This window comes from Methylocaldum sp., assembly GCF_035627495.1.
In the GTDB taxonomy this organism is placed as follows: domain Bacteria; phylum Pseudomonadota; class Gammaproteobacteria; order Methylococcales; family Methylococcaceae; genus Methylocaldum.
In genome coordinates, this window is record NZ_DASPLO010000045.1 from 1 (window position 1) to 21,905 (window position 21,905).

Sequence of the window (21,905 nt, forward strand, 5' to 3'; positions counted from 1 at the left end):
GCTCCGCAAGGCTGGGCAACGCACCGTCGAGGCGATTGGGGACGCCATCGGCGAACTGTTGAATCAGCTGACTCCGGCCGAATGCACGAACTACTTCCGGAACGCCGGTTATGCCGTATAGCCGACGTGAAAATGCTCTAGGCTTGATGCATCGATAATCCATGCGGATGTGGTGGTGGTCTGGTGGCGCTTAGAAATGCGTGCATTCTGATTCGTACGGGAATGCATTTCACAAAGCATCTACCCGGACGGGTTAGAAGTGCAGGACCCTTGCGGGAACTTTGCGTGGATCAGTAGATTGTTCTGCATCTCCTCCAAGGTGTCGCTCAAAGCCGGTGCCACGGAGGGTTTCACCTGGTCTTGGAATTCTATCGACGGCCTCCGCGCGGGGATTACTCAGGGACAGGGCGGATGGCGGGGCTCTGCATCTTCAGATCCGGAACGTCTTAGAAGCTGTCTTCAAACGTCACGAGCGACGTCAGGACAAGGCGCGAAAGGGCGAAAAACCGGAGTGTACAGAGGCGTACATGACCATTTCTCCAGGAGAGAAATGGGACCGCGGCAGCGCGCCCGTCAGGGTGAAAAGCAGGGATGCTTTTCATCAGCATTTTGAGCCCTTGAGCAACGCCGGCATGGCGGCGCGCAGTAGTTTGAAGACAGCTTCTTAGAACTTTAGCGGAACCGAGCCTTCCTGCTCCCACATGACTCCACAGTGCAGCCTTACCGCATCCTCAAGCAATTTGATGAGCGGAAAGGCTCGGTTCCGTAGTGATACCAGCACCTCCTTGTCATCGGTTTCATTCTCCACCGACTCCTCTATAACCTTCGTTGAGTCTACGGCCGCCAAGGCGCGTTTGAGATTCGCCAGCGCCTCGGGGACATCCTCAGCGAGCACCGCACTTGGTACCGTGCCGCTGTGTCCCATCATCCGGATAAGTTGAGCGGCGACATCACCGAACATGGTGACACGCCCCACTGGGCTATCAAAGGTCACAAGCATACTGTATCTCCTACATTACCAATGTGCCTTGAATTAAAGTGATGTTCGGGCACCATTTGGGGATCATCCGCTATAGCACTCCGGAGGGAGTGTCTGCGGCCATAGTACTGGACGCTATCCTCTCGGTATGGAAAGAGAAGGTTTGGTGACTCGTTATCAGTCAATCTTTACCCGCGCTGCCGCAGATTTCGGCAAACTTCCCTACGTTGATGCTTACTGAATTAGGCTCTTAAGCCATCTTTAAGTGCCGCGTCGAAGGATGATACTTGAGGATGCTCTTTAAGCCGGATACTGGCTCATAGCTCGATCAATGCGTGCTGCAAAGCCAGGTGGGCGAGCTGCACCGTATTGGGGACACCCAGCTTTTTCAGAATTCGGGTTTGGTGAACGCCGATGGTTTTAGGGCTCGTATGGAGAATTTGCGCGATTTCCGCCACGGAACGTCCGATCGCGAGATGACGCATGACTTCAAATTCGCGGTGGGTCAGTACGGAAAAATCGGCGGAATCCAAAGTAGGAAAAACTGCCTTTATCGCTTTCTTGGGCGCGAGCGGTTGGCTGAAGAACTCATCGCCCTCGGCGACGGCCTGTATCGCCCGCAGTATGACCTTCGCTCCGCTCCGTTTGGTGACATATCCTTTCGCACCGGCTTGGCGGCTACGTTCTATCAATACGCCGCTTTCATGCATGGAAAACACGAGGATCTTCGCACTCTGATCTCGCTTCAGAATTCTGCGCGTAACGTCGAGACCGCCGATGCCGGGCAGGAACAGGTCCATAATAACGACGTCCGGCTGGTGCTCGACGAAAGCGTGGTAGCCTTCCAGTCCGTCGGATGCCTCGGCGACGACGGTCATGCCCGGGCTTTGGTCCAGCAGGCGCCTGTAGCCGCTCCGCACCACGGGATGATCATCGATCAGCAGCAGCCGGATCATCCGTTGCGTATCCATCGGGTTTGATTGGTATTTCGATCGCCATAACCGTGCCGTTTCCCTTCCGACTTTCCAAAGAAAACGAGCCGTCCAGAGATTCGACGCGTTCCCGTATTCCTAGGAGTCCTAAACCGCCGTTCTTTTTTTTGCCCGCGAGGCCCTTGCCGTTATCTTTGATCAGCATGCGGACCGTGTCTTTCTCCCGATCGGGCGGGCTGAAATAGGTGCGGCACAGATGACCCGTGCAGGCGGCGGAACGGCATACGACGACCTGGGCTTCCGATGCACGGGCATGGCGGACAATATTGGTCAACGCTTCCTGGACGATGCGGTAAACCGTTATTCTTAAAGCCTCGCCGATATCTTGGAGATTGCCGATTATCGTCAATTTCCAAGCGATGTCGGCGTGTTGCTCCCGGTACTTCTCGAGCAATTCCTGCAAAGCCTCGACGAGACCCAGTTGATCGAGCAAAGCCGGGCGCAGATCTTCGATCAAACCGTGTACCACACCGTAAAAGTGGTGAAGCAAGACCTCCAGTCCCTGCGCTCTATCGTAGATCTGGGGTTGGAAATCCCGGCTGAGCGTCTGGATCAACTCGATGTCCGCGTACATCCCGGTCAGATGTTGGCCTAGCTCGTCGTGGAGTTCGCGAGCGACTCTCTTCCGTTCCTCCTCCTGAGCCTTGAACAACTGCTTGGTCAGCCGACGATTTTCCTTTAAAAGGCGCAAGGCTCTTTCCTCGGCTTCCCGCCGCTGAACATGCTCTCTCGAATGAATGAGCGCCAGCGCCAGGCTGTGGGCGAAGGTGCTAGCCAAGGTTTCATCTTCGGCGCTGAACGGGGCGTCGTCGAGTTTGTCGCACAGATAAACCCGACCGTACACCTTGCCGTTGTCGGAAACCGGTACCGCCAGCAGGCTTTTCATCGGCGGATGGCTGGGCGGAAAACCGGCCGATCGAGGATCTTCGCTCATATTGTCCAAGCGCACAGCCTGGTTCTCTCTCACCACAACGCCGAGAAGTCCCTTACCTTCAGGCAACTGTCCGATGCGGTCGGCTTGTTCCTTACTGAGCCCGGTATAAAGAAACCGGCTGAGATTGCCTCCATCATCGATGATGCCGACCGCTCCGTACTGTGCGCGGATCAGCGTCGTGAGTACGTTTAGGCCGTTTTGCGCCATGTCGTCTTCATTCTCCGAGTGGGCCATGAGCTTCATCAGGGCTCCGGATGCCTGATTCAATTCGCTCAGCCGACTCGACCAGAGCCGCAGGCGCTGCTGTTCCTGTCGCAGGGCATTCGATAGCTGCTTGTGCCGTTCGAGCAGAAGCTCCAGGATCCTTGCTCGCGTAACGGCGCCGAGAAGTGTGCCGCTGGCGCCGGTGACCGGAAGAATCCGGCAGTCACGCTGCTCCATCAATGCGAAAACTTCATTGAGCGGGGTTGAGTCATCAACGGCCGAAAGGGTCGTGTCTACGAGCAGGTCGGCGAAAATACGGCCGGGTGTTTGGGCAATCTGCTCGCTGGTCACGAACCCCAGAAACAGGTCTTGTTCGGACGAGAAAACCGCGAATATGGCATCAGGATGGGCGGCCACCGTGCCGGGGCGCTGCTCGTCGGTGACCCTGACCAAGCGATCGCTCAATGCATCGCGGGCGGTTAACAGCATTAAAACTGTTCCTCGATGATAAGTTCGGTTTCCAGGTCCAGGTGAAGAATCTCGGTTTCGTCCATGAAGGGCTTTATCCGCTGCAGCACGAATTCGATCAACTGCTGCTGCGGCACGCGCCGCAGCACCGATTCGCGCACGATGATGTCGCTGATGACTGGATCATCCAATTCTATGTGAGCGAATGGCGTAACCATCAGTAAATCGAGCGATTTTCGAATCGCATGACAGCCTATGGCAGCCCGGCGCCCCACCACCAGCCCTTCCCGTATCGGGGGAATTTTGAACTCGCGGATGCGGACGCGCAGCCTATATTTGGTAACGGATTCATTTTTCTCCATATAAGACTCCGGAAATCATTTTAAAGCGAATCGGTATCGATAGCCGGAAACCGGTTTCGATAAGCTATTCGGTAATTCCTGTTTTGGCTTGCTCCGCGTTGCACGCTACCGGAGATAAATTCCGCATTGTAACAGCGGCGATCCAATCTGTGATCGAATCAAGCGCAGACTTAGAGTCGGTGGATCACCGGCCGCCCGATTCGCATATTCCTCGACCTGGTCTAATTTTTAGGTCGGTGCTCCCGGATTTTTTATCTGAATGACAGGATTAAGACGGGTGCGGGTTTGGAGCTGGCCGGAGCGGTCTATTAGAGATCCCGGGGTTTTTACAGGATGCCTTCGATTCAAGGGCCGGAGCATCGCAGAAAGATTTTTTAGAGGTCCATCATGTCTGAAGAAACCGATACGCTGATTGGTCATTTATTGGAGGTTCGAAGCGGCCAATTCGTGGCCAAGCTGCTGGCCGAGGAGGAAGGCTTCCGCCCGATGGTGTCGGTGGGCGGCGAGCTCGAAGTAGTCGGGCAGGTGGGATCTTATGTGTCGATCCGCCAGCACGGTTGTCGATCATTGGCGCTGATCAATCATGTCGAGGCGGATCGGTCCGATGCCCGAACAAGCCGTTCCGCCGCCGGCTGTCTTGTGACGCTTACGCCTCTTGGACAGATTGCCGAAAAAGGTTCTTTCCAGCGCGGCGTACGGCAATTTCCCACGCCCGGCGCCGAATTGCACGTAGTAGCCCAGGACGAAATCAATTCGGTTTTTGCCAAAGACCAGCGGTACCGGCTCAATCTCGGCTATCTTCGCAGTTATCCGGCGACCGGTGTTTGCCTGGATCCATCGGCTTTGTGCAGCCGCCATTTCGCCATTCTGGGGCAGTCCGGTTCCGGTAAGTCATGGTCGGTGGCGAGCCTGATCCAGCGCATGGTCGATGCCATGCCGAACGCTCATATCATCCTGCTCGATCTGCACGGCGAATATTGCTGGAAGGATCGAAACAGGGTTTTGCATTCGGCCTTCAAGCCGGAACAGACTCGCTATCTCGATGCCCGGGCCTTGGAAATTCCCTATTGGCTGATGACTTTCGCGGAGCTGATCGATTTGCTGATCGATCGCAACGACCAGGGAGCTGCCGTACAGACCGCGTTCCTGCGCGAGACGATCTATGGCCTCAAGAAAAAATCGGCGAAATCCTTGGATTTGGAAATGATTTCGCTCGACTCGCCGATTTACTTTTCGTTGCAGGAGGTTTACGACAGCTTCAAGGAAGCCAATGAGTTCCGAACCGATTTCGGCAAGAGCAAAGGTCCGCTTTTCGGACAATTCGATGAGTTCCTGGTCAAGCTGCAGAGCCGGCTTCACGATGTGCGCTACGATTTTCTGCTCAATCCGGTGCGGCGGAATCGCTCGGAAAGCCTGCCGGGCCTGCTCCGCGATTTTGTCGGCTTGGGCGATCCCAAGTGCCAGATTACGATCATCGATCTGAGCCCGGTGCCCTTCGATGTGCGTCCGACGGTTTCCGCTCAGATCGGCCGGTTGGCCTTCGAGTTCAATTACTGGAACCCGTTCAACCGCGAGTTCCCCATTCTGCTGATCTGCGAGGAGGCCCACGCCTACATCCCCCGGGAGGCCAGCACGCAGTTCGAAGGCACCCGCAAGACGATGGAACGAATTGCCAAGGAGGGGCGCAAGTACGGGGTTGGGCTGGGGGTGGTCAGTCAGCGGCCCCACGAGCTGTCGGAAACGGTATTGTCGCAATGCGGCACGTATATCTGCTTGCGCATTACCAATCCGGATGACCAGGACTATGTGCGCAAGCTGGTGCCGGAGGGTGAATCCAATTTGGTAGATGTCTTGACTTCTCTCAGTCGCGGTGAGGCCATGATTCTCGGCGAGGCCATACTGCTCCCCACTCGAACCCAGGTTTTTAAGCCCGATCCTACGCCGAACAGTAATGATGCGGATTTCTACACGGCATGGATATCGGGTCCGGAAGATCTGGACATGGACGGCATCGTCGATCGCTGGAGGCGGCAAGGACGATAAGCTAAATAAATGGCCGAATGGCTGATTAGATTTCCGCCGCTTCACACAAGGTCTTATTTATTCGATGCTTAGGCCGACTATCTAAAGTGCACCCACAAAGTTATGCACAGGAACGGTGGATAACCGAGGTTTCGGCTTTAGTGGAGTGACCACGCCTCAGCGGTTATAATGCCGGCTGGTTATTTGCGCCGCGCATCCCAAGCGGCGCCGCTCCCTTACGGTACAGCAATCCCTCATGACTTCCTTCGCCAAAGAAATTATTCCGGTCAGTCTCGAAGACGAGATGAAACAGTCCTATCTCGATTACGCCATGAGCGTGATCGTGGGACGCGCCTTGCCGGATGTTCGTGACGGTTTGAAACCGGTGCACCGGCGCGTGCTTTACGCCATGCACGAACTGAGCAACGATTGGAATAAGCCTTACAAGAAGTCCGCCCGCGTAGTGGGTGACGTCATCGGTAAATACCATCCCCATGGCGACGCGGCGGTGTATGACACCATCGTGCGCATGGCCCAGCCGTTCTCGCTGCGTTACATGTTGGTCGACGGTCAAGGCAATTTTGGCTCTGTCGACGGCGATCCACCGGCGGCCATGCGTTACACCGAAGTCCGGATGGCCCGCATCGCGCACGAGCTGCTCGCAGACCTCGAGAAAGAGACGGTCGATTTCACGCCGAACTACGACGAATCCGAAAAAGAGCCTTCGGTTCTGCCGACCCGCATCCCGAACTTGCTCATTAATGGTTCGGCGGGCATCGCGGTGGGCATGGCGACCAATATCCCGCCCCACAACCTCACCGAAGTCATCAGCGCCTGCTTGTTGCTGATCGAGAACCCCGAAGCCGGCATTCCGGAACTGATGGAGCACATCCCCGGCCCGGATTTCCCCACGGCGGGAATCATCAATGGGGCGAGCGGCATCCGTGAAGCTTATCTGACGGGACGGGGCCGCATTTATATCCGTGCCCGCTGCGATTTCGAAGAAGACGGTGGACGCACTAGTATCATCGTCAGCGAGCTGCCGTACCAGGTGAACAAGGCCCGGCTCATGGAGAAAATCGCGGAACTGGCCAAGGAGGGAAGACTGGAGGGCATTTCCGGGCTGCGCGACGAATCGGACAAGGACGGCATGCGCATGGTGATCGAACTCAAGCGCGGCGAAGTGCCGGAAGTGGTGCTGAATAATTTGTATCAGCAAACCGCGATGCAAAGCGTTTTCGGCATCAATACCGTGGCCTTGCTGGACGGCCGGCCGCGCTGCCTGAATCTCAAGGAACTGCTCGCGGCCTTCATCGACCATCGCCGCGAAGTCGTAACCCGGCGCACGCTGTACGATCTACGGAAGGCGCGCGAACGGGCGCACATCTTGGAAGGCTTGGCCGTCGCGCTGGCGAATATCGATGAAGTGATCGAATTGATCAAGACTTCGCCCAGCCCGGCCGAGGCGAAGCAGCGGCTGTTGTCGCGCACCTGGCGTTCCGGCGTGGTTTCGGAGCTTTTGGCCAGGGCGGAAGACGCGATACGTTCCCGCCCGGAAAGTCTCGCGGCCGGTTACGGTCTGACCGAACAAGGTTACAACCTGTCGCCGGAACAGGCGCAGGCGATTCTGGATCTCCGTCTGCACCGCCTGACCGGTCTGGAGCAGGACAAGATCATCGACGAATATAAGCAGCTTTTGGCGCAAATCGATGAGCTCCTGGAAATCCTGGCAAGCGACAAACGGCTTATGGAGGTGATCCGTGACGAACTCATCGCCATTCGCGACCAGTTCGGCGACAAGCGCCGGACCGTGATTATCGAGGATCGTCTCGATCTGTCCGCCGAAGATCTGATCACCGAGGAAGACGTGGTGGTCACGGTCTCGCACGAGGGCTACGTTAAATCGCAGCCGCTCACAGCCTATCGGGCACAGCGGCGGGGCGGGCGCGGCAAGGCGGCGGCGACCACCAAGGAAGAGGATTTCATCGAAAAACTCATCGTGGCCAACACCCATGACACCATCCTGTGTTTCTCCAGCGTGGGCAAGGTGTACTGGCTCAAAGTTTACGAACTACCCTCGGCCAGCCGAACTGCGCGAGGCAAACCTTTCGTTAATCTGCTACCGCTGGAACAGGGCGAGCGCATCAATGCGATTCTGCCGGTGCGGGAATTCGACGAAAGCCATTACGTGTTCATGGTCACCGCTTCCGGTATCGTGAAAAAGGTCACGCTGCGAGAATTCGAGCGTCCGCGTCCGTCCGGGAAGATCGCCATCGATCTCCGGCAGGACGACCACTTGGTGAATGTGGCCATCACCGACGGCAAACAGCACGTCATGTTGTTCAGCAATGCGGGCAAGGCCGTGTGCTTCGAGGAAGAAGACGTTCGCCCCATGGGCCGCGGCGCGACCGGCGTGCGTGGCATCACGCTGCACGACGGTCAAAAAGTCATCGCCCTCATCATCGGCACCGAAGGTTCGGTACTCAATATCACCGAGAACGGCTTCGGCAAGCGCACGGCGCTGAGCGATTTTCCGATACACCGTCGTGGCGGCCAGGGCGTGATCGCCATTCAAACCAGCGATCGTAACGGTTCGGTGGTCGGCGCCGTGCTGGTGCAGGATTCGGACGAGCTCATGCTGATTACCGATGCCGGCACTCTGGTGCGAACGCGCGTCGAAGAGATTCGGGAGCTTGGACGCAACACCCAGGGTGTAACGGTAATCCGTCTCAGTCCGGGCGAAAAAGTGGTCGGAGTAGATAGGATTCCCGTCCTCGAGGGCGAAATCGATGAATCGGTGGAAACCGATGAAGACCAGGAGGGTGAGGATGGCTAGGGTTTACAATTTCAGCGCGGGACCGTCCGCGCTTCCCGAGGCGGTATTGCAGCGTGCGCGGGACGAGTTGCTGGATTGGCGTTCCACCGGTATGTCGATCATGGAAATGAGCCACCGCGGCAAAGATTTCGTCGCCGTCGCCGAGAAGTCCGAAGCGGATCTTCGGGAGCTCCTGGCAATTCCCGCGAACTATAAGGTTCTGTTCTTGCAAGGTGGCGCTACCGGGCAATTCGCGGCGGTTCCGATGAATCTCTTGCGGGGAAAGACCAAGGCCTGCTACGTCAATACCGGGCTCTGGTCGGAAAAAGCCATCGGCGAAGCCAAACTCTTCTGCTCGCCTGACATCGCGGCGAGTTCCAAGGAAAGCGGTTTTACGATTATTCCGTCTCGCTCGGACTGGCGTATCGATCCGGATGCGGCTTATCTCCATTACACCGCTAACGAGACCATCGGCGGAGTCGAATTCCAGGATATCCCCGACTCGGCCGGCTTGCCGCTGGTTTGCGACATGTCGTCCAATATTTTGTCGCGTCCGCTGGACGTCGGCCGATTCGGTCTTATTTACGCTGGCGCGCAAAAAAATATGGGGCCTGCCGGCATCACCGTGGTGATCGTGCGGGAGGATCTGGTCGGGCAGGCCCTGCCGGGCACGCCGTCGATCTTCGACTATAAGAAACAGGCGGACAACGGTTCCATGCTCAATACGCCGCCGACCTATGTCTGGTATCTGCTGGGCTTGGTGCTGGAGTGGCTGAAGGAACAAGGCGGATTAGCCGCCATCGAAGCGCGCAATATCCGTAAGGCGGAAAAGCTGTACGCCACTATCGATGCTTCGCGGTATTACTCAAATCCGATAGAACCGGACTGCCGGTCTCGCATGAACGTTCCGTTCCGTTTAGCTAATGCGGATTTGGAGAAAGTGTTTTTGGCCGAGGCAAGAACAGCGGGATTGGTGAACTTGGAGGGGCACCGGTCGGTAGGCGGGTTCCGGGCGAGCATCTATAACGCCATGCCCGAAGAGGGAGTCGACGCCTTAATCGAATTCATGGGCGAATTCGAGCGGAAACACGGATAGCCCCATGTTCAAGATTCTCACCTACGACAACATCTCGATAGCCGGTTTGGAGCGACTGCCCCGCGACCGTTACGAGGTTGCTTCGGAAATTCAGCATCCTGACGCCATACTGCTGCGCTCCCACAGCCTGCACGGCGTGCCGATTCCGAAATCGGTGAAAGCGGTGGGACGTGCGGGCGCCGGAGTGAACAATATCCCCGTTGCGGACTACTCGAAATGCGGCATCCCCGTGTTCAACGCGCCGGGTGCCAATGCCAATGCCGTGAAGGAGTTGGTTATAGCGGGTATGTTGCTGGCATCCCGCAATATTTGCGCGGCTTGGGACTTTGCCCGCCAGCTGGAAGGTGATGACGAGACCATTCATCACCGGGTGGAAAAAAATAAGAAGCGGTTTGCCGGTTTCGAACTGGCGGGCAAGACCTTGGGTGTTCTGGGGCTAGGCGCGATTGGTGTAAAAGTAGCCAATGCGGCGGCGAGTTTGGGCATGCATGTGATCGGTTACGATCCGCTGCTCACGGTCGAAAGCGCCTGGCAGCTGTCTTCGTCAGTCGCGAGGGCCGCGAGTATCGACGATTTGGTCGCTAAGGCCGACCTCGTTACCTTGCACGTGCCCCTTAACGATCAGACGCGCCACCTCATTAATGCAGCCCGGATTAATATCATGAAAAAGGGAGCGACCTTGCTCAATTTCTCCCGCGCCGGGATCGTGGATGAGGCTAGCGTGTGCGGAGCCCTGGATGCCGGTCGGATCCATGCCTATGTGTGCGATTTCCCCGGCCATGGCATGTTGAATCATTCTCGCGCCATCGTACTCCCGCACCTTGGTGCCTCCACGGCCGAAGCCGAGGAGAATTGCGCGGTGATGGTGGCCGATCGGGTGCGGGATTTTCTGGAAAACGGCAATATCCGGCATTCAGTGAATTTTCCGGATGTAATCATGCCGCGTACGGAGGGCGTCCGACTGGGGATAGCCAACGAGAACGTGCCCAATATGGTAGGACAGATTTCCGGCGCCCTGGCCGACGCCAACCTTAATATTCTCGACTTATTGAACAAGTCGAGAGGCGAGCTTGCTTATACACTCGTCGACCTCAATGCCGATGTGCCCTCCGAAACGTTGGGGCACATCCGCACCATCAAGGGAGTGCTTTCCGCCCGGGTCATATGACGAGCTGACATGGAGAATTCGAAGAATACATTGGCTGCCGATACATCCTTGCTTCATCTCCGCAAGGAGATCGACGCGATCGACGATCGGATCTTGGAACTACTGAACCAGCGTGCCCATTGCGCTCAGCAGGTAGCCAATATCAAGACGGCGGCGGGCGAGGTCGATTGCTTTCACCGTCCCGAGCGGGAGGCGGAGGTGCTGCGTCGTATTGCCGAAAACAACCGCGGTCCCTTAAGTCGGGAGGCGGTCACTCGTTTCTTCCGCGAACTCATGTCGGAATGCCTGGCCCTCGAAAAGCCATTGAGCGTGGCGTTCCTCGGGCCCGAAGGCACATTCACTCAGCAGGCCGCCTACAAACACTTTGGCCACGCCATTCAGTCGGTGCCCTTGCCGGCTATCGACGAGATTTTCCGGGCCGTCGAAAGCGGAGCTTGCCAATACGGGGTAGTGCCGGTTGAAAACTCCACCGAAGGGGTGATCACCCACACCTTGGACAGCTTTCTGCGATCCGTTTTGCTCATAGCCGGCGAGGTGGGGTTGCGCATTCACCATAACCTAATGAGCAAACTGAGCAGTTCCACCGCGGTCCGAGAGATTTTTTCTCATCAGCAATCCCTCGCCCAATGCCGGGAATGGCTGGAACGTTATCTTCCGAACGTTCAGAAAACCGCGGTTAGCAGCAACGCCGAGGCGGCACGTTTGGCCGCCGTCATGCCTTATAGTGCGGCTATAGCGGGAGAAGTAGCCGCCGAACTGTATGAGCTGAATATCCTGGAACGCAACATCGAAGACGAGCCGGACAATACCACGCGGTTTCTGGTTGTCGGGCGCAATCCGGTAGGCGCGACCGGCAACGACAAGACGTCGCTGCTCCTGTCGACCCGGAATAACCCGGGCGCTCTTCATAGTGTCCTCGAACCTTTCGCAAGACACGGCATCAGCATGACCAAAATCGAGTCCCGGCCCTCCCGCCGGGGCGCCTGGGACTATGTTTTCTTCGTCGATGTGGAAGGACACCGGAGCGATTCCCGATTGGCGGAAGCCTTAAAGGAACTTGAGGAAAGTGTCACCATGCTGAAAATCCTGGGCTCTTATCCTCGGGCATCATCTTGACCCTTCAATCAGGCCGATTCGCAAGCGTAGTTTTTCTAGTGGTCGACTCATCTCCATGAAAGCAGAACAATTAGCCGTTCCCGGAGTCCGGGCGCTCACGCCTTACCTGCCCGGAAAACCCATCAGTGAATTGGAGCGGGAGCTAGGCATACGCAACATCGTTAAGCTGGCATCGAACGAGAACCCTCTCGGACCGAGTCCGAAAGCGCTCGAAGCAGTGCGTCGCGTGTCATCCGAAATCCACCTTTACCCGGACGGCAGCGGTTTCGAACTCAAGGCCGCGTTATCGGGCAAGCTCAATATCCGTCCCGAGCAGATCACGCTGGGCAACGGTTCCAACGACGTACTGGAACTGGTTGCCCGTGCTTTTCTGTCCCCGCAGTTGAAGGCGATTTATTCCGAGCATGCCTTTGCCGTTTATCCCATCGTGACGCAAGCCATCGGTGCGCAAGCCGCGGTCGCGCCGGCCCATGACGGCTCGCGCGGACCCCGTTACGGCCATGATTTGCAAGCCATGGCGCAGCGGGTGGACGAATCGACGCGGGTCGTATTTATAGCCAATCCGAACAACCCGACCGGGACCTATCTGACGAAATCGGAATTGAGCGGCTTTCTCGGCGATCTTCCCAGGCATGTCATCGCTGTTGTTGACGAGGCTTATTTCGAGTATGTCGAAGCTCCCGATTATCCGAATAGCATGGAATGGTTGTCCGATTTCTCCAATGTGATCGTAACGCGGACTTTCTCAAAAGCTTACGGACTCGCCGGATTGCGGGTCGGATATGCCGTTTCGAGCCCGGCGATTGCCGATCTTCTGAACCGCGTGCGGCAACCGTTCAATGTTAATTCGGTGGCCTTGGAGGCTGCCAAGGCCGCGCTCGACGACGACAATCATCTAACCCGCACAGCGAACTTGAATCGAGACGGGTTGCGTCAACTAAGCGAAGCCTTTACTAAACGCGAGTTGAATTTCATTCCTTCCGTCGGCAACTTCCTTACGGTTGACGTCGGAAGGTCGGCTGCCGCGGTTTACGATGCGCTGCTTCGCCAAGGCGTCATTGTTCGGCCGATCGCCAACTACGGTCTGCCCAATCATTTGCGCGTAACCGTCGGTACGGAAGAAGAAAACCGGACTTTCCTCGATGCACTGGACCGCGTCTTGGAGCCATGATCAAACGTTTGTGCGTTATCGGCGTAGGTCTTATCGGCGGGTCCGTGGCTCGTGCTGCGCGCGCCAAGGAACTCTGCCATGAAATCGTAGGCGTCGATGCCGATACCGATAACTTGCGAAAAGCATTGGAATGCGGTGTCATCGACGTCGGGTTTTCCGATGCAAAGCAAGGCGCTGCAAATGCCGATTTGGTGATGATCGCGACCCCGGTCGGGGCCGTTGAAACAGTCTTTGGTGCGTTGAAGCCGGTGTGGTCCGACCAAACCGTAGTTACCGACGCTAGCAGTACGAAGTGTAACGTCATCGAATCCGCTGAGAGAGTTTTCGGTGGAGTCCCCGAGAACTTTGTGCCCGGACACCCGATTGCGGGAGCCGAACGTAGCGGTGTGGATGCATCGACCGCCAATTTGTACCAGGGCAAACGCGTTATTCTGACGCCTCTAACAAACACTTGTCCACAGGCTCTGAAGCAGGTTGAGAGTTTCTGGCAATCCATGGGCGCCAAGATCTCCGAAATGGAGCCCGCCCATCACGACGAAGTGTTGGCCGCGACCAGTCATCTACCTCACGTCTTGGCTTTTACGCTGACTTACATGCTGGGCAAAAAAGACGAGCAGCAGGAAATCTTTCAGTATGCGGCTGGAGGGTTCCGGGATTTTACCCGTATCGCGTCGAGCGATCCGAAAATGTGGCTGGATATTTGCCTCGCGAATCGGCGGGAAATCGTGCTCTTGATTGATCAGTTCCGCGAAGAGTTAAGCGTGGTCGCCGGCCTGATTTCGAGAGGAGCCGCGGACGACCTTTACTCTCTATTCTCCGATGCCCGCAGTGCACGACAACGATTCTTAGATCAACTTGAAAAATAACAGGTCCATGCAGAACAACACGATCAGCTTTCGGGTGCAGCCGGGCGGCACGCTTCGCGGAGAAGCCCGCGTGCCCGGCGATAAGTCCATCTCCCATCGATCCATCATGTTGGGCGCACTGGCCGAAGGCACGACCCGCGTCACCGGCTTCTTGGAAGCGGAGGATTGCCTGGCCACCATGAATGCGTTCCGTGCTATGGGTGTCGAGATCGAGGGTCCGGAAAACGGGCGGGTGTGCATTCAGGGCGTGGGGCTGCATGGCTTGCGAGCGCCCAAAGATCCGTTGTACTTGGGCAATTCGGGCACATCGATGCGCCTACTCTGTGGTTTATTGGCGGGGCAGCATTTTGACTCGGTATTGACCGGAGACGTCTCTCTCTCCCGCCGTCCTATGAAACGGGTTACCGAGCCGCTGCGTTCCATGGGGGCAGTGGTGGAAACCACCGAAACCGGGACCGCTCCACTCAAGATCAAGGCTGGCGGAGGACTTAGAGGGATTCGTTACGACATGCCGGTAGCCAGCGCCCAGGTTAAATCCTGTCTGCTTTTGGCTGGGCTCTACGGCGTCGGCCAAACCTGTGTGCGTGAGCCGGCTCCGACCCGGGATCATACCGAGCGGATGCTGGCCGGATTCTCCTATCCGGTAGACCGAAAAGGCGATACCGTGTGTATACAGCCGGACGGTAAACTTGTAGCCTGCGACATCGATGTACCCAGTGACATATCATCGGCGGCTTTTTTTATGGTCGGCGCAGCGATAGCCGAAGGAGCTGATGTCACCCTTCAGCACGTGGGTATCAATCCGACCCGCACCGGTGTTCTGGACATTCTGCGTCTCATGGATGCGGATATTCAGGTCCTTAACACCCGAGAGATGGGCGGCGAACCGGTTGCGGATATCCGTATCCGTTCGAGTCGCCTGCGCGGAGTGGAGATTCCGGAAGAGTTGGTGCCTTTGGCGATCGATGAATTTCCGGTTCTATTTGTCGCCGCAGCTTGCGCGGAGGGAGAAACTCGATTGACCGGTGCAGAGGAACTGCGAGTCAAGGAAAGCGATCGTATCCAAGTGATGGCTGATGGTTTGCGAATCTTGGGCATTGACGCTCAGCCGACACCCGACGGTATGATTGTCCGAGGCGGAAAACTGTCGGGTGGCCGGATCAATTCGCACGGGGACCATCGCATAGCCATGGCGTTCTCCATGGCCGCGCTACGCGCCGGAGGCTCTATAGAAATCGAGGATTGCGCGAACGTCAATACGTCCTTCCCGGGCTTCGTGGAGTTGGCGCGAAAGATGGGTCTGAATATCACTGCCATTTGCGGCGAAATCCTATGAGCGGGAATGTGCCGGTGCTCACCATAGATGGACCGAGCGGCGCCGGCAAGGGAACGGTTAGTCGCGCGCTGGCGAAAAAGTTAGGCTGGCATTTTTTGGACAGCGGTGCAATCTACCGTTCGCTGGCTGTCGCGGTCGTACAGGCGGGGGTCGATCTTCACGATATCGAAGCGGTCGTCCATGTCGCCCGGTCGATGGATCTTCAGTTCGATGCGAACGATTCCCCGCGTATCCTTCTGAACGGTCAGGATATTACCCATCGGATCCAAACGGAAGACTGCGGCAACACCGCATCACAGATTGCCGGTCACGGCCCGGTGAGGGCGGCGCTCTTGCAGAAGCAGCGGGACTTTCGCCGAGAACCGGGTTTGGTTGCCGATGGGCGCGACATGGGTACAGTGGTTTTCCCGGATGCCCCGTACAAGATCTTCCTTACCGCCGGCGCCGAAGTGCGCGCAAATAGGCGCTACAAGCAGTTGAAAGAGAAGGGGGCTGATGTTACCCTTGACCGCTTAACGAAAGAGATTGAAGAACGGGACCGACGCGACAAAGAACGTGCTGAGGCACCGCTGATGGTGCCTAATAGTGCTATTGTGGTCGATTCATCCAATCTCACGATTGATCAGGTTATCGCCAGGTGTCTCGATGTTATAGGCGGTAGGTGAGATCTCAATCGGTACTTTTTACGGGGTTGTCGGTGCTATCCGGCAATATTTTTAACCAATCAACCAAAAACGGCCGAGGAAACTTGGCTGTTAGAACCAAGATCGTCTTATGAGCGATAGCTTTGCACAATTGTTTGAAGAGAGTCTGGCCAAGGCGGAAATGCGCCCGGGCAGCATCATTACCGGCACCGTAATCGATATCGGACCCGATGTGGTCGTGGTCAATGCGGGATTGAAGTCGGAAGGCGTCATACCGAAATGGCAGTTCCTGAATGCCGACGGACAGATAGAAGTGCAGATCGGCGACACCGTCGAAGTGGCGCTCGATATGCTGGAAGACGGTCTGGGGGCTACCCTGCTGTCCCGCGACAAGGCAAAGCGGTTGAAGGCATGGCAAGATCTCGAGCAGGCACACGAGAAGAACGAAACCGTGGCGGGCCGTATCACGGGTAAAGTACGCGGAGGGTTCACCGTCGCCGTCGGCGCGCTTCGTGCCTTTTTGCCTGGGTCCTTGGTTGACGTGCGTCCGGTACGCGATACTTCCTATCTGGAGGGCCGCGATCTTGAGTTTAAGGTCATTAAAATTGACCAGAAACGCAACAACGTTGTGCTTTCTCGCCGCGCGGTGGTGGAATCTGAATTCAGTGCCGAGAAGGAAGCGTTGCTTGAAAACCTCAAGGAAGGCGCGATCGTCATGGGCGTGGTAAAGAACCTTACCGATTACGGTGCGTTCATTGATCTCGGCGGTATCGACGGCCTTCTCCATATTACCGATATGGCTTGGAAGCGAGTGCGGCATCCTTCGGAGGCCGTTCAGATCGGCCAAGAAATTCAGGTCAAGGTACTCAAGTTCGACCAGGAAAAAAATCGCGTGTCGCTCGGCTTGAAACAGCTCGGAGAAGACCCGTGGCTCAATATTGCACGTCGTTACCCCCCAGGCACGCGCCTCTTCGGAAAGGTCAGTAATCTCACCGATTACGGCTGCTTTGTCGAGCTGGAGGAGGGCGTGGAAGGCCTCGTTCACGTATCCGAGATGGACTGGACTAACAAGAACGTCAATCCGGCTAAGGTCATCCAGTTGGGTGAGGAAGTCGAGGTCATGGTGCTCGATATCGACGAGGAGCGCCGCCGCATTTCTCTCGGCATGAAGCAATGCAAGCCTAATCCGTGGGAAGAATTCGCCGGGAGCCATAAGAAAGGCGACAAGATTAAGGGCAGCATTAAGTCGATCACCGATTTCGGTATCTTCATCGGACTGGAAGGCGCCATCGATGGCTTGGTGCACCTGTCGGACATTTCTTGGTCCGTTCCGGGCGAAGAAGCCATTCGACAGTACAAGAAAGGCGATGAAGTGGAGACTATCATCCTGGCCATTGATCCTGAGCGGGAGCGGATCTCGCTCGGTATTAAGCAGCTGGAGCAGGATCCCTTCCAGAATTACTTGGCGACCTACGAGAAAGGAAGCGTCGTCACTGGCGTTGTCAAGGAAGTCGACGCGAAGGGAGCGATCATCACGCTGGCCGACAGTGTGGAGGGATATCTTCGTGCGTCCGAGATTTCTCGCGATCGAGTCGAGGATGCTCGTACCCAGCTGAAGGTGGGCGACGAAGTCGAAGCGAAGTTCATCGGCGTTGACAAGAAAAACAAAGCCATCACTCTCTCAGTCAAGGCTAAGGATCAAGAAGAAGAGGCTGCTGTAATTAAAGGGTATTCACAGCAATCTTCATCCGGCATGCCTACTTTAGGGGACATCTTTAAGGAACAGATGGAAAATAAGTAGTCAGATCAAGCAAGAGGGGGACAGTACTTGTCCCCCCACTACTCATGGAAATGACGGTGACAAAGTCAGAACTGATCAATCTCTTGGCAGAGAAATACGGCCATCTTGCTTTTAAGGATGTCGAGGCGGCGGTAAAAGGAATGATCGAACATATGACTCATGCTCTTTCATCAGGCGAACGCATCGAAATTAGGGGATTTGGCAGTTTCTCATTGCATTACCGTCCACCGAGGATGGGGCGCAACCCCAAAACCGGTGACTCAGTAGAATTGTCCTCCAAATTTGTTCCTCATTTTAAGCCTGGTAAGGAGCTACGAGACAGAGTCAACCAATCACGGGATTGAGATCACGCCTTAGATTTCACGATACCTGCGTTGGTATCGATCCGGAGATTCGTTGCTTCGTATCCTGTCTCCATTCGTTCCAGGGCTGTGATTTTGATTCGTCCTATTTATAGCGCACCGGCCGGTGCAAATTCTCTTTCATTAAAGCGGCTAGCTAGCCGTGATGCGGTCTTAGGTATTAGAATAAGACCGTCGATATCCGTCTTAGGATAGTGGACATCTTCTTTGTCCTGTGATGGTTCGTCACTAAAAGCTGCGGAAAGACTTTATGCCGCTGTGCTGATCCCTCAGACGTCACAATTCCATCAGGTAAAAAAGGCTATTGATGCTGGAACTATTGGCATTACTGTTGCCAATTGCCGCTGCGTCCGGTTGGTATGCGGCGAGACAGCACTTCACGAAGAAATACCTGCTTAATCAGGCTCAGCCATTAAGGCGAGCCTACTGCCGAGGACTCAATTACCTGCTTAACGAGAAAACGGATAAAGCAATTGATGTTTTCGCCGACATTCTCGAGCGGGATTGTGAAACCATTGAAACCCACATAGCTCTGGGCAATCTGTTCCGGCGGCGAGGTGACGTGGACAAGGCGATCGATGTCCATGAAAAATTGGTGCAAGATCGCGATTTGACGGAGGAGCTAAGAAATCAAGCCTATTTCGAATTGGGCTTGGATTACATGCGCGCCGGCTTGTTCGACCGCGCAGAAACGGTATTTAGTACCTTGGTTTACATAGATTCCCACCGACAACCCTCGTTAAAACAGCTTTTAGAGATTTATCAGCACGAGAAAGATTGGGATAAGGCCATCGAATGCACAAGATTGCTCACGGTGCTCTGCTGTCGACCACCCCGCGGAGAAAGTGTTGCGCACTTTCTGTGTGAGATAGCCGAAGAGGCTGTTTTAGCCGGCCAGCGGTCACGAGCAAAAGACTGCTTAAAACAAGCCCTGCGCGAGGATCCTTCCTGTGCAAGGGCAAGCCTGCTGAGGGCGAAGCTTGAGATAAGCGAAAAAGACTTTCACGAAGCTTTGAACACCCTGAAAAAGGTTGAGTTGCAACAATCGGCATATCTTTCGGAGATATTGGAGCCACTTCAAATCTGCTATGAAAGCCTGGGGAATAAGCAGGAGCTCATGGCCTATTTACAGGATTTGTATGGGCGATATGCATTGGTAGCCGCTACAGTGCGAGTGACCCAACAGATTCATGAGCGCAACGGCCTAGCTGATGCGATCGAGTACATGTTGAAAATCCTCGAAGAGAAGCCAAATTTGACAGGATTGAATCATGTGATCGGTTTGTTGGCCCATGCTGCGGAAGCAGCGGATCTTCGTCTGGCTTTAGACCGGACATATCAGATTACGGGTTGCTTACTGTCGTGGAAACCTCAATACGTTTGCACGCAGTGCGGATTTAGTGGTTTGGATCTGCATTGGAGATGTCCCTCTTGCCGTTATTGGGGCTCTATAAAGCCCGTCTAATTATCGTTGTTGGCTAGTCAGCGAAAGCTTACGCAAAGTTCCGAAAATGCTTACATCTATTTCAATTGAATATAAGACATTGGCTGCTAACTTTAAATTTGCCGAACAACACAACTATAAGGAGGAACGATGTTCAGGCTCACGAAAGTTATTTTCGCCTTGATCCTTTTCAGCTGCGCTTGGTGCGTATCAGCCGAACCTGTGGATATAAATTCCGCGACGGCGGATCAGCTTGCCGAAAGCTTGAACGGAATAGGGAAAGCGAAAGCGGATGCGATTATTCAGGATCGCGACAAAAATGGTAAGTTTAAGTCCGTAGAGGATTTGGCCCGTGTCAAAGGAATTGGCTCTGCTACAATCGAAAAAAACCGCGATAAGATCACGGTGGGTATAGACGTGCCAAGTTCGCCAGCGGCGCCTCCAAAGGCCAAATAATCAAGATCTACCATTAATTCAAGGGCTCCAGAGTGGAGCCCTTTTTTTTGAGGGAAAAATAAATTCTCATACTTTGGTGAGTGCAAGCGATCTCAACGCTAAAATATGCTAGGCGAGTCAAATTGAGTGAAATTATTTCTATGAGTTCAAATATCGTTTGGCATCACGCGTCTGTAACACGCGAAAAGCGACAACAGCTTAACAGCCACGAAAGTTTTATTTTATGGTTTACTGGGCTTTCCGGGGCAGGCAAGTCAACCTTGGCCCATTGTGTAGAAGAACTGCTGTTCGAGCGAGGGTGTCGTACCTACGTGTTTGACGGAGACAATGTAAGGCACGGACTTTGCTCAGACTTAGCATTCAGCATAGAAGACCGGAGGGAAAATATCCGGCGCATCGGTGAGATGAGCAAGCTATTTATAGATGCGGGCGTTATAGCATTGACGGCATTCATCTCTCCGTTTCGAAGGGATCGCCAAATGGTGAGGTCATTGGTGGGAGAGGGAGATTTTATCGAAGTTTACTGTAACGCATCGATAGACGTTTGCGAAAATCGTGACGTAAAGGGACTATATAAAAAGGCTCGCCTAGGCGAGATTCCTGATTTTACGGGCATCTCCTCTCCTTATGAGGAGCCTGAGAATCCCGAAATTACCGTGCATTCAGGCCGCGATACTTTAGATACATGTGCCCAACTAGTACTTCGATATCTTGAGAACAAACACAAGATTTAACCTTAGTCAGTAAAGAGCAAGACAAACAATGAAAAGGATCGTAAGAAAAGCTGTTTTTCCGGTTGCAGGCTTAGGAACTCGCTTTCTCCCGGCGACGAAGGCCAGCCCGAAAGAAATGTTACCCATTGTGGATAAGCCATTGATCCAGTATGCCGTGGAAGAGGCAGTTGCGGCTGGGGTCGACGTCATGGTGTTTATAACCAGCCGGACGAAAAGAGCGATTTCAGACCATTTCGACAAGGCCTATGAGCTTGAAACCGAGTTGGCTAATCGCGGCAAGTCGGAGATTCTCCGAATCGTTCAAAACATCGTCCCTCCGCACGTTACTTGCGTTTATATCCGTCAGGCAGAGGCACTGGGCTTGGGGCACGCTGTCAATTGCGCGCGGGCAGTGATCGGAGATGAGCCGTTCGCCGTGTTGCTGGCCGACGACATGATCGATGATGGGCACACCGGCTGTTTGTCGCAAATGGTCAACGTCTTCGACGAATGGCAGTGTTCCATACTGGGAGTGGAACGGATTGCTCCTTCGGAGACACAAAGCTACGGCATCGTAAAGGCTAACCCGATTCAAGGTAATATCGGGAAGCTTGAACAAATCATTGAGAAGCCAAAGCCGGAAAACGCACCTTCGAATTTAGCCGTAGTTGGCCGATACATCTTGACTCCCGCCATTTTTGACAAGCTGGACAATGTAGCTAAGGGCGCCGGCGGCGAAATTCAACTTACCGATGCTATTGCGATGCTCCTGCACGAGGAGCCGGTCTTAGCCTATGAATTCCATGGTAAACGGTATGACTGCGGCTCGAAGCTCGGGTATTTGATTGCGACCGTAGAACAGGGCCTGAAACACCCCGAATTGAGTGAAAGCTTTAAGGATTATTTGGCAAATCTTGACTTGGCGCAGGTGCGTACGTAAGACATTTGGTGAAGTA

At 55.0% G+C, this 21,905-nt stretch carries 18 protein-coding genes and 1 pseudogene; 15 read left to right on the forward strand and 4 right to left on the reverse strand.

Translation table 11 applies throughout. The annotated features are described in order from the left end of the window. Nucleotides 1-664: 664 nt before the first annotated feature. The 4 genes from VEB01_RS03740 to VEB01_RS03755 form a co-directional block, all read right to left on the reverse strand. Nucleotides 665-1,000 carry a DUF1840 domain-containing protein gene (locus VEB01_RS03740; protein WP_324872946.1) on the reverse strand — a complete coding sequence of 112 codons (336 nt, stop codon included), beginning with the start codon at nucleotides 998-1,000 and terminating at the stop codon, nucleotides 665-667. A gap of 296 nt (nucleotides 1,001-1,296) precedes the next feature. Beyond that, nucleotides 1,297-1,935 (reverse strand): response regulator transcription factor, encoded by a 639-nt coding sequence (locus tag VEB01_RS03745; protein ID WP_324872948.1) that lies wholly within the window; start codon nucleotides 1,933-1,935, stop codon nucleotides 1,297-1,299. Further along, the gene (locus tag VEB01_RS03750; protein ID WP_324872950.1) at nucleotides 1,910-3,598 is read right to left on the reverse strand and encodes a GAF domain-containing protein; all 1,689 of its coding nucleotides are present in this window, start codon (nucleotides 3,596-3,598) and stop codon (nucleotides 1,910-1,912) included. Before VEB01_RS03750 ends, VEB01_RS03745 begins: the two co-directional genes overlap by 26 nt. Further along, nucleotides 3,598-3,939: a hypothetical protein gene (locus tag VEB01_RS03755; protein ID WP_324872951.1), complete on the reverse strand. Its 342-nt coding sequence runs from the start codon at nucleotides 3,937-3,939 to the stop codon at nucleotides 3,598-3,600. The genes VEB01_RS03750 and VEB01_RS03755 overlap by 1 nt, the downstream gene beginning before the upstream one ends. 387 nt (nucleotides 3,940-4,326) lie before the next feature. Here VEB01_RS03755 and VEB01_RS03760 point away from each other — a divergent pair, with 387 nt between their 5' ends. From VEB01_RS03760 to galU, 15 genes and pseudogenes are all read left to right on the forward strand, one after another. Continuing rightward, nucleotides 4,327-5,982 (forward strand): ATP-binding protein, encoded by a 1,656-nt coding sequence (locus VEB01_RS03760; protein ID WP_324872952.1) that lies wholly within the window; start codon nucleotides 4,327-4,329, stop codon nucleotides 5,980-5,982. Between the two features lie 235 nt (nucleotides 5,983-6,217). After that, on the forward strand, nucleotides 6,218-8,797 hold the full coding sequence (gyrA, locus tag VEB01_RS03765) for a DNA gyrase subunit A (protein ID WP_324872954.1): 2,580 nt from the start codon (nucleotides 6,218-6,220) through the stop codon (nucleotides 8,795-8,797). Then, entirely contained in the window at nucleotides 8,790-9,872 is a 1,083-nt protein-coding gene (gene serC, locus VEB01_RS03770) for a 3-phosphoserine/phosphohydroxythreonine transaminase (protein ID WP_324872956.1), read from the forward strand. The genes gyrA and serC overlap by 8 nt, the downstream gene beginning before the upstream one ends. A 4-nt stretch (nucleotides 9,873-9,876) precedes the next feature. Further along, nucleotides 9,877-11,040: a phosphoglycerate dehydrogenase gene (locus VEB01_RS03775; RefSeq protein ID WP_324872958.1), complete on the forward strand. Its 1,164-nt coding sequence runs from the start codon at nucleotides 9,877-9,879 to the stop codon at nucleotides 11,038-11,040. Between the two features lie 9 nt (nucleotides 11,041-11,049). Then, complete coding sequence (gene pheA / locus VEB01_RS03780) at nucleotides 11,050-12,156, forward strand: prephenate dehydratase (RefSeq protein ID WP_324872960.1); 1,107 nt, start codon at nucleotides 11,050-11,052, stop codon at nucleotides 12,154-12,156. A 55-nt stretch (nucleotides 12,157-12,211) separates the two neighbouring features. Then, nucleotides 12,212-13,327 (forward strand): histidinol-phosphate transaminase, encoded by a 1,116-nt coding sequence (hisC, locus tag VEB01_RS03785; RefSeq protein WP_324872962.1) that lies wholly within the window; start codon nucleotides 12,212-12,214, stop codon nucleotides 13,325-13,327. Next, a complete protein-coding gene (locus VEB01_RS03790) occupies nucleotides 13,324-14,193 on the forward strand; it encodes a prephenate dehydrogenase (protein ID WP_324872965.1) in 870 nt (289 codons plus the stop codon). Before hisC ends, VEB01_RS03790 begins: the two co-directional genes overlap by 4 nt. A 7-nt stretch (nucleotides 14,194-14,200) precedes the next feature. After that, complete coding sequence (gene aroA / locus VEB01_RS03795; RefSeq protein ID WP_324872967.1) at nucleotides 14,201-15,529, forward strand: 3-phosphoshikimate 1-carboxyvinyltransferase; 1,329 nt, start codon at nucleotides 14,201-14,203, stop codon at nucleotides 15,527-15,529. Continuing rightward, a complete protein-coding gene (cmk, locus tag VEB01_RS03800) occupies nucleotides 15,526-16,194 on the forward strand; it encodes a (d)CMP kinase (RefSeq protein WP_324872969.1) in 669 nt (222 codons plus the stop codon). Before aroA ends, cmk begins: the two co-directional genes overlap by 4 nt. A gap of 109 nt (nucleotides 16,195-16,303) precedes the next feature. Further along, on the forward strand, nucleotides 16,304-17,974 hold the full coding sequence (gene rpsA, locus VEB01_RS03805) for a 30S ribosomal protein S1 (protein ID WP_324872971.1): 1,671 nt from the start codon (nucleotides 16,304-16,306) through the stop codon (nucleotides 17,972-17,974). 41 nt (nucleotides 17,975-18,015) lie between these two features. Beyond that, nucleotides 18,016-18,318 (forward strand): annotated as a pseudogene (locus VEB01_RS03810) (integration host factor subunit beta); the annotation flags it as partial. A gap of 325 nt (nucleotides 18,319-18,643) precedes the next feature. Then, nucleotides 18,644-19,801 carry a lipopolysaccharide assembly protein LapB gene (lapB, locus tag VEB01_RS03815; RefSeq protein ID WP_324872973.1) on the forward strand — a complete coding sequence of 386 codons (1,158 nt, stop codon included), beginning with the start codon at nucleotides 18,644-18,646 and terminating at the stop codon, nucleotides 19,799-19,801. Nucleotides 19,802-19,930: 129 nt separating this feature from the next. After that, nucleotides 19,931-20,236 carry a ComEA family DNA-binding protein gene (locus VEB01_RS03820; RefSeq protein ID WP_324872975.1) on the forward strand — a complete coding sequence of 102 codons (306 nt, stop codon included), beginning with the start codon at nucleotides 19,931-19,933 and terminating at the stop codon, nucleotides 20,234-20,236. Nucleotides 20,237-20,376: 140 nt separating this feature from the next. Then, nucleotides 20,377-20,970 carry an adenylyl-sulfate kinase gene (cysC, locus tag VEB01_RS03825; protein WP_324873009.1) on the forward strand — a complete coding sequence of 198 codons (594 nt, stop codon included), beginning with the start codon at nucleotides 20,377-20,379 and terminating at the stop codon, nucleotides 20,968-20,970. Nucleotides 20,971-20,998: 28 nt separating this feature from the next. Continuing rightward, nucleotides 20,999-21,889, forward strand: a complete 891-nt coding sequence (gene galU / locus VEB01_RS03830; RefSeq protein ID WP_324872977.1) for a UTP--glucose-1-phosphate uridylyltransferase GalU — start codon at nucleotides 20,999-21,001, stop codon at nucleotides 21,887-21,889. Nucleotides 21,890-21,905 lie beyond the last annotated feature (16 nt).

What these genes read in the sequence shown, in the direction of transcription:
- VEB01_RS03740 (WP_324872946.1), bottom strand. Translation starts at nt 1,000, where the DNA reads ATGCTTGTGACCTTTGATAGCCCAGTGGGGCGTGTCACCATGTTCGGT.
- VEB01_RS03745 (WP_324872948.1), bottom strand. Translation starts at nt 1,935, where the DNA reads ATGATCCGGCTGCTGCTGATCGATGATCATCCCGTGGTGCGGAGCGGC.
- VEB01_RS03750 (WP_324872950.1), bottom strand. Translation starts at nt 3,598, where the DNA reads ATGCTGTTAACCGCCCGCGATGCATTGAGCGATCGCTTGGTCAGGGTC.
- VEB01_RS03755 (WP_324872951.1), bottom strand. Translation starts at nt 3,939, where the DNA reads ATGGAGAAAAATGAATCCGTTACCAAATATAGGCTGCGCGTCCGCATC.
- VEB01_RS03760 (WP_324872952.1), top strand. Translation starts at nt 4,327, where the DNA reads ATGTCTGAAGAAACCGATACGCTGATTGGTCATTTATTGGAGGTTCGA.
- gyrA (WP_324872954.1), top strand. Translation starts at nt 6,218, where the DNA reads ATGACTTCCTTCGCCAAAGAAATTATTCCGGTCAGTCTCGAAGACGAG.
- serC (WP_324872956.1), top strand. Translation starts at nt 8,790, where the DNA reads ATGGCTAGGGTTTACAATTTCAGCGCGGGACCGTCCGCGCTTCCCGAG.
- VEB01_RS03775 (WP_324872958.1), top strand. Translation starts at nt 9,877, where the DNA reads ATGTTCAAGATTCTCACCTACGACAACATCTCGATAGCCGGTTTGGAG.
- pheA (WP_324872960.1), top strand. Translation starts at nt 11,050, where the DNA reads ATGGAGAATTCGAAGAATACATTGGCTGCCGATACATCCTTGCTTCAT.
- hisC (WP_324872962.1), top strand. Translation starts at nt 12,212, where the DNA reads ATGAAAGCAGAACAATTAGCCGTTCCCGGAGTCCGGGCGCTCACGCCT.
- VEB01_RS03790 (WP_324872965.1), top strand. Translation starts at nt 13,324, where the DNA reads ATGATCAAACGTTTGTGCGTTATCGGCGTAGGTCTTATCGGCGGGTCC.
- aroA (WP_324872967.1), top strand. Translation starts at nt 14,201, where the DNA reads ATGCAGAACAACACGATCAGCTTTCGGGTGCAGCCGGGCGGCACGCTT.
- cmk (WP_324872969.1), top strand. Translation starts at nt 15,526, where the DNA reads ATGAGCGGGAATGTGCCGGTGCTCACCATAGATGGACCGAGCGGCGCC.
- rpsA (WP_324872971.1), top strand. Translation starts at nt 16,304, where the DNA reads ATGAGCGATAGCTTTGCACAATTGTTTGAAGAGAGTCTGGCCAAGGCG.
- lapB (WP_324872973.1), top strand. Translation starts at nt 18,644, where the DNA reads ATGCTGGAACTATTGGCATTACTGTTGCCAATTGCCGCTGCGTCCGGT.
- VEB01_RS03820 (WP_324872975.1), top strand. Translation starts at nt 19,931, where the DNA reads ATGTTCAGGCTCACGAAAGTTATTTTCGCCTTGATCCTTTTCAGCTGC.
- cysC (WP_324873009.1), top strand. Translation starts at nt 20,377, where the DNA reads ATGAGTTCAAATATCGTTTGGCATCACGCGTCTGTAACACGCGAAAAG.
- galU (WP_324872977.1), top strand. Translation starts at nt 20,999, where the DNA reads ATGAAAAGGATCGTAAGAAAAGCTGTTTTTCCGGTTGCAGGCTTAGGA.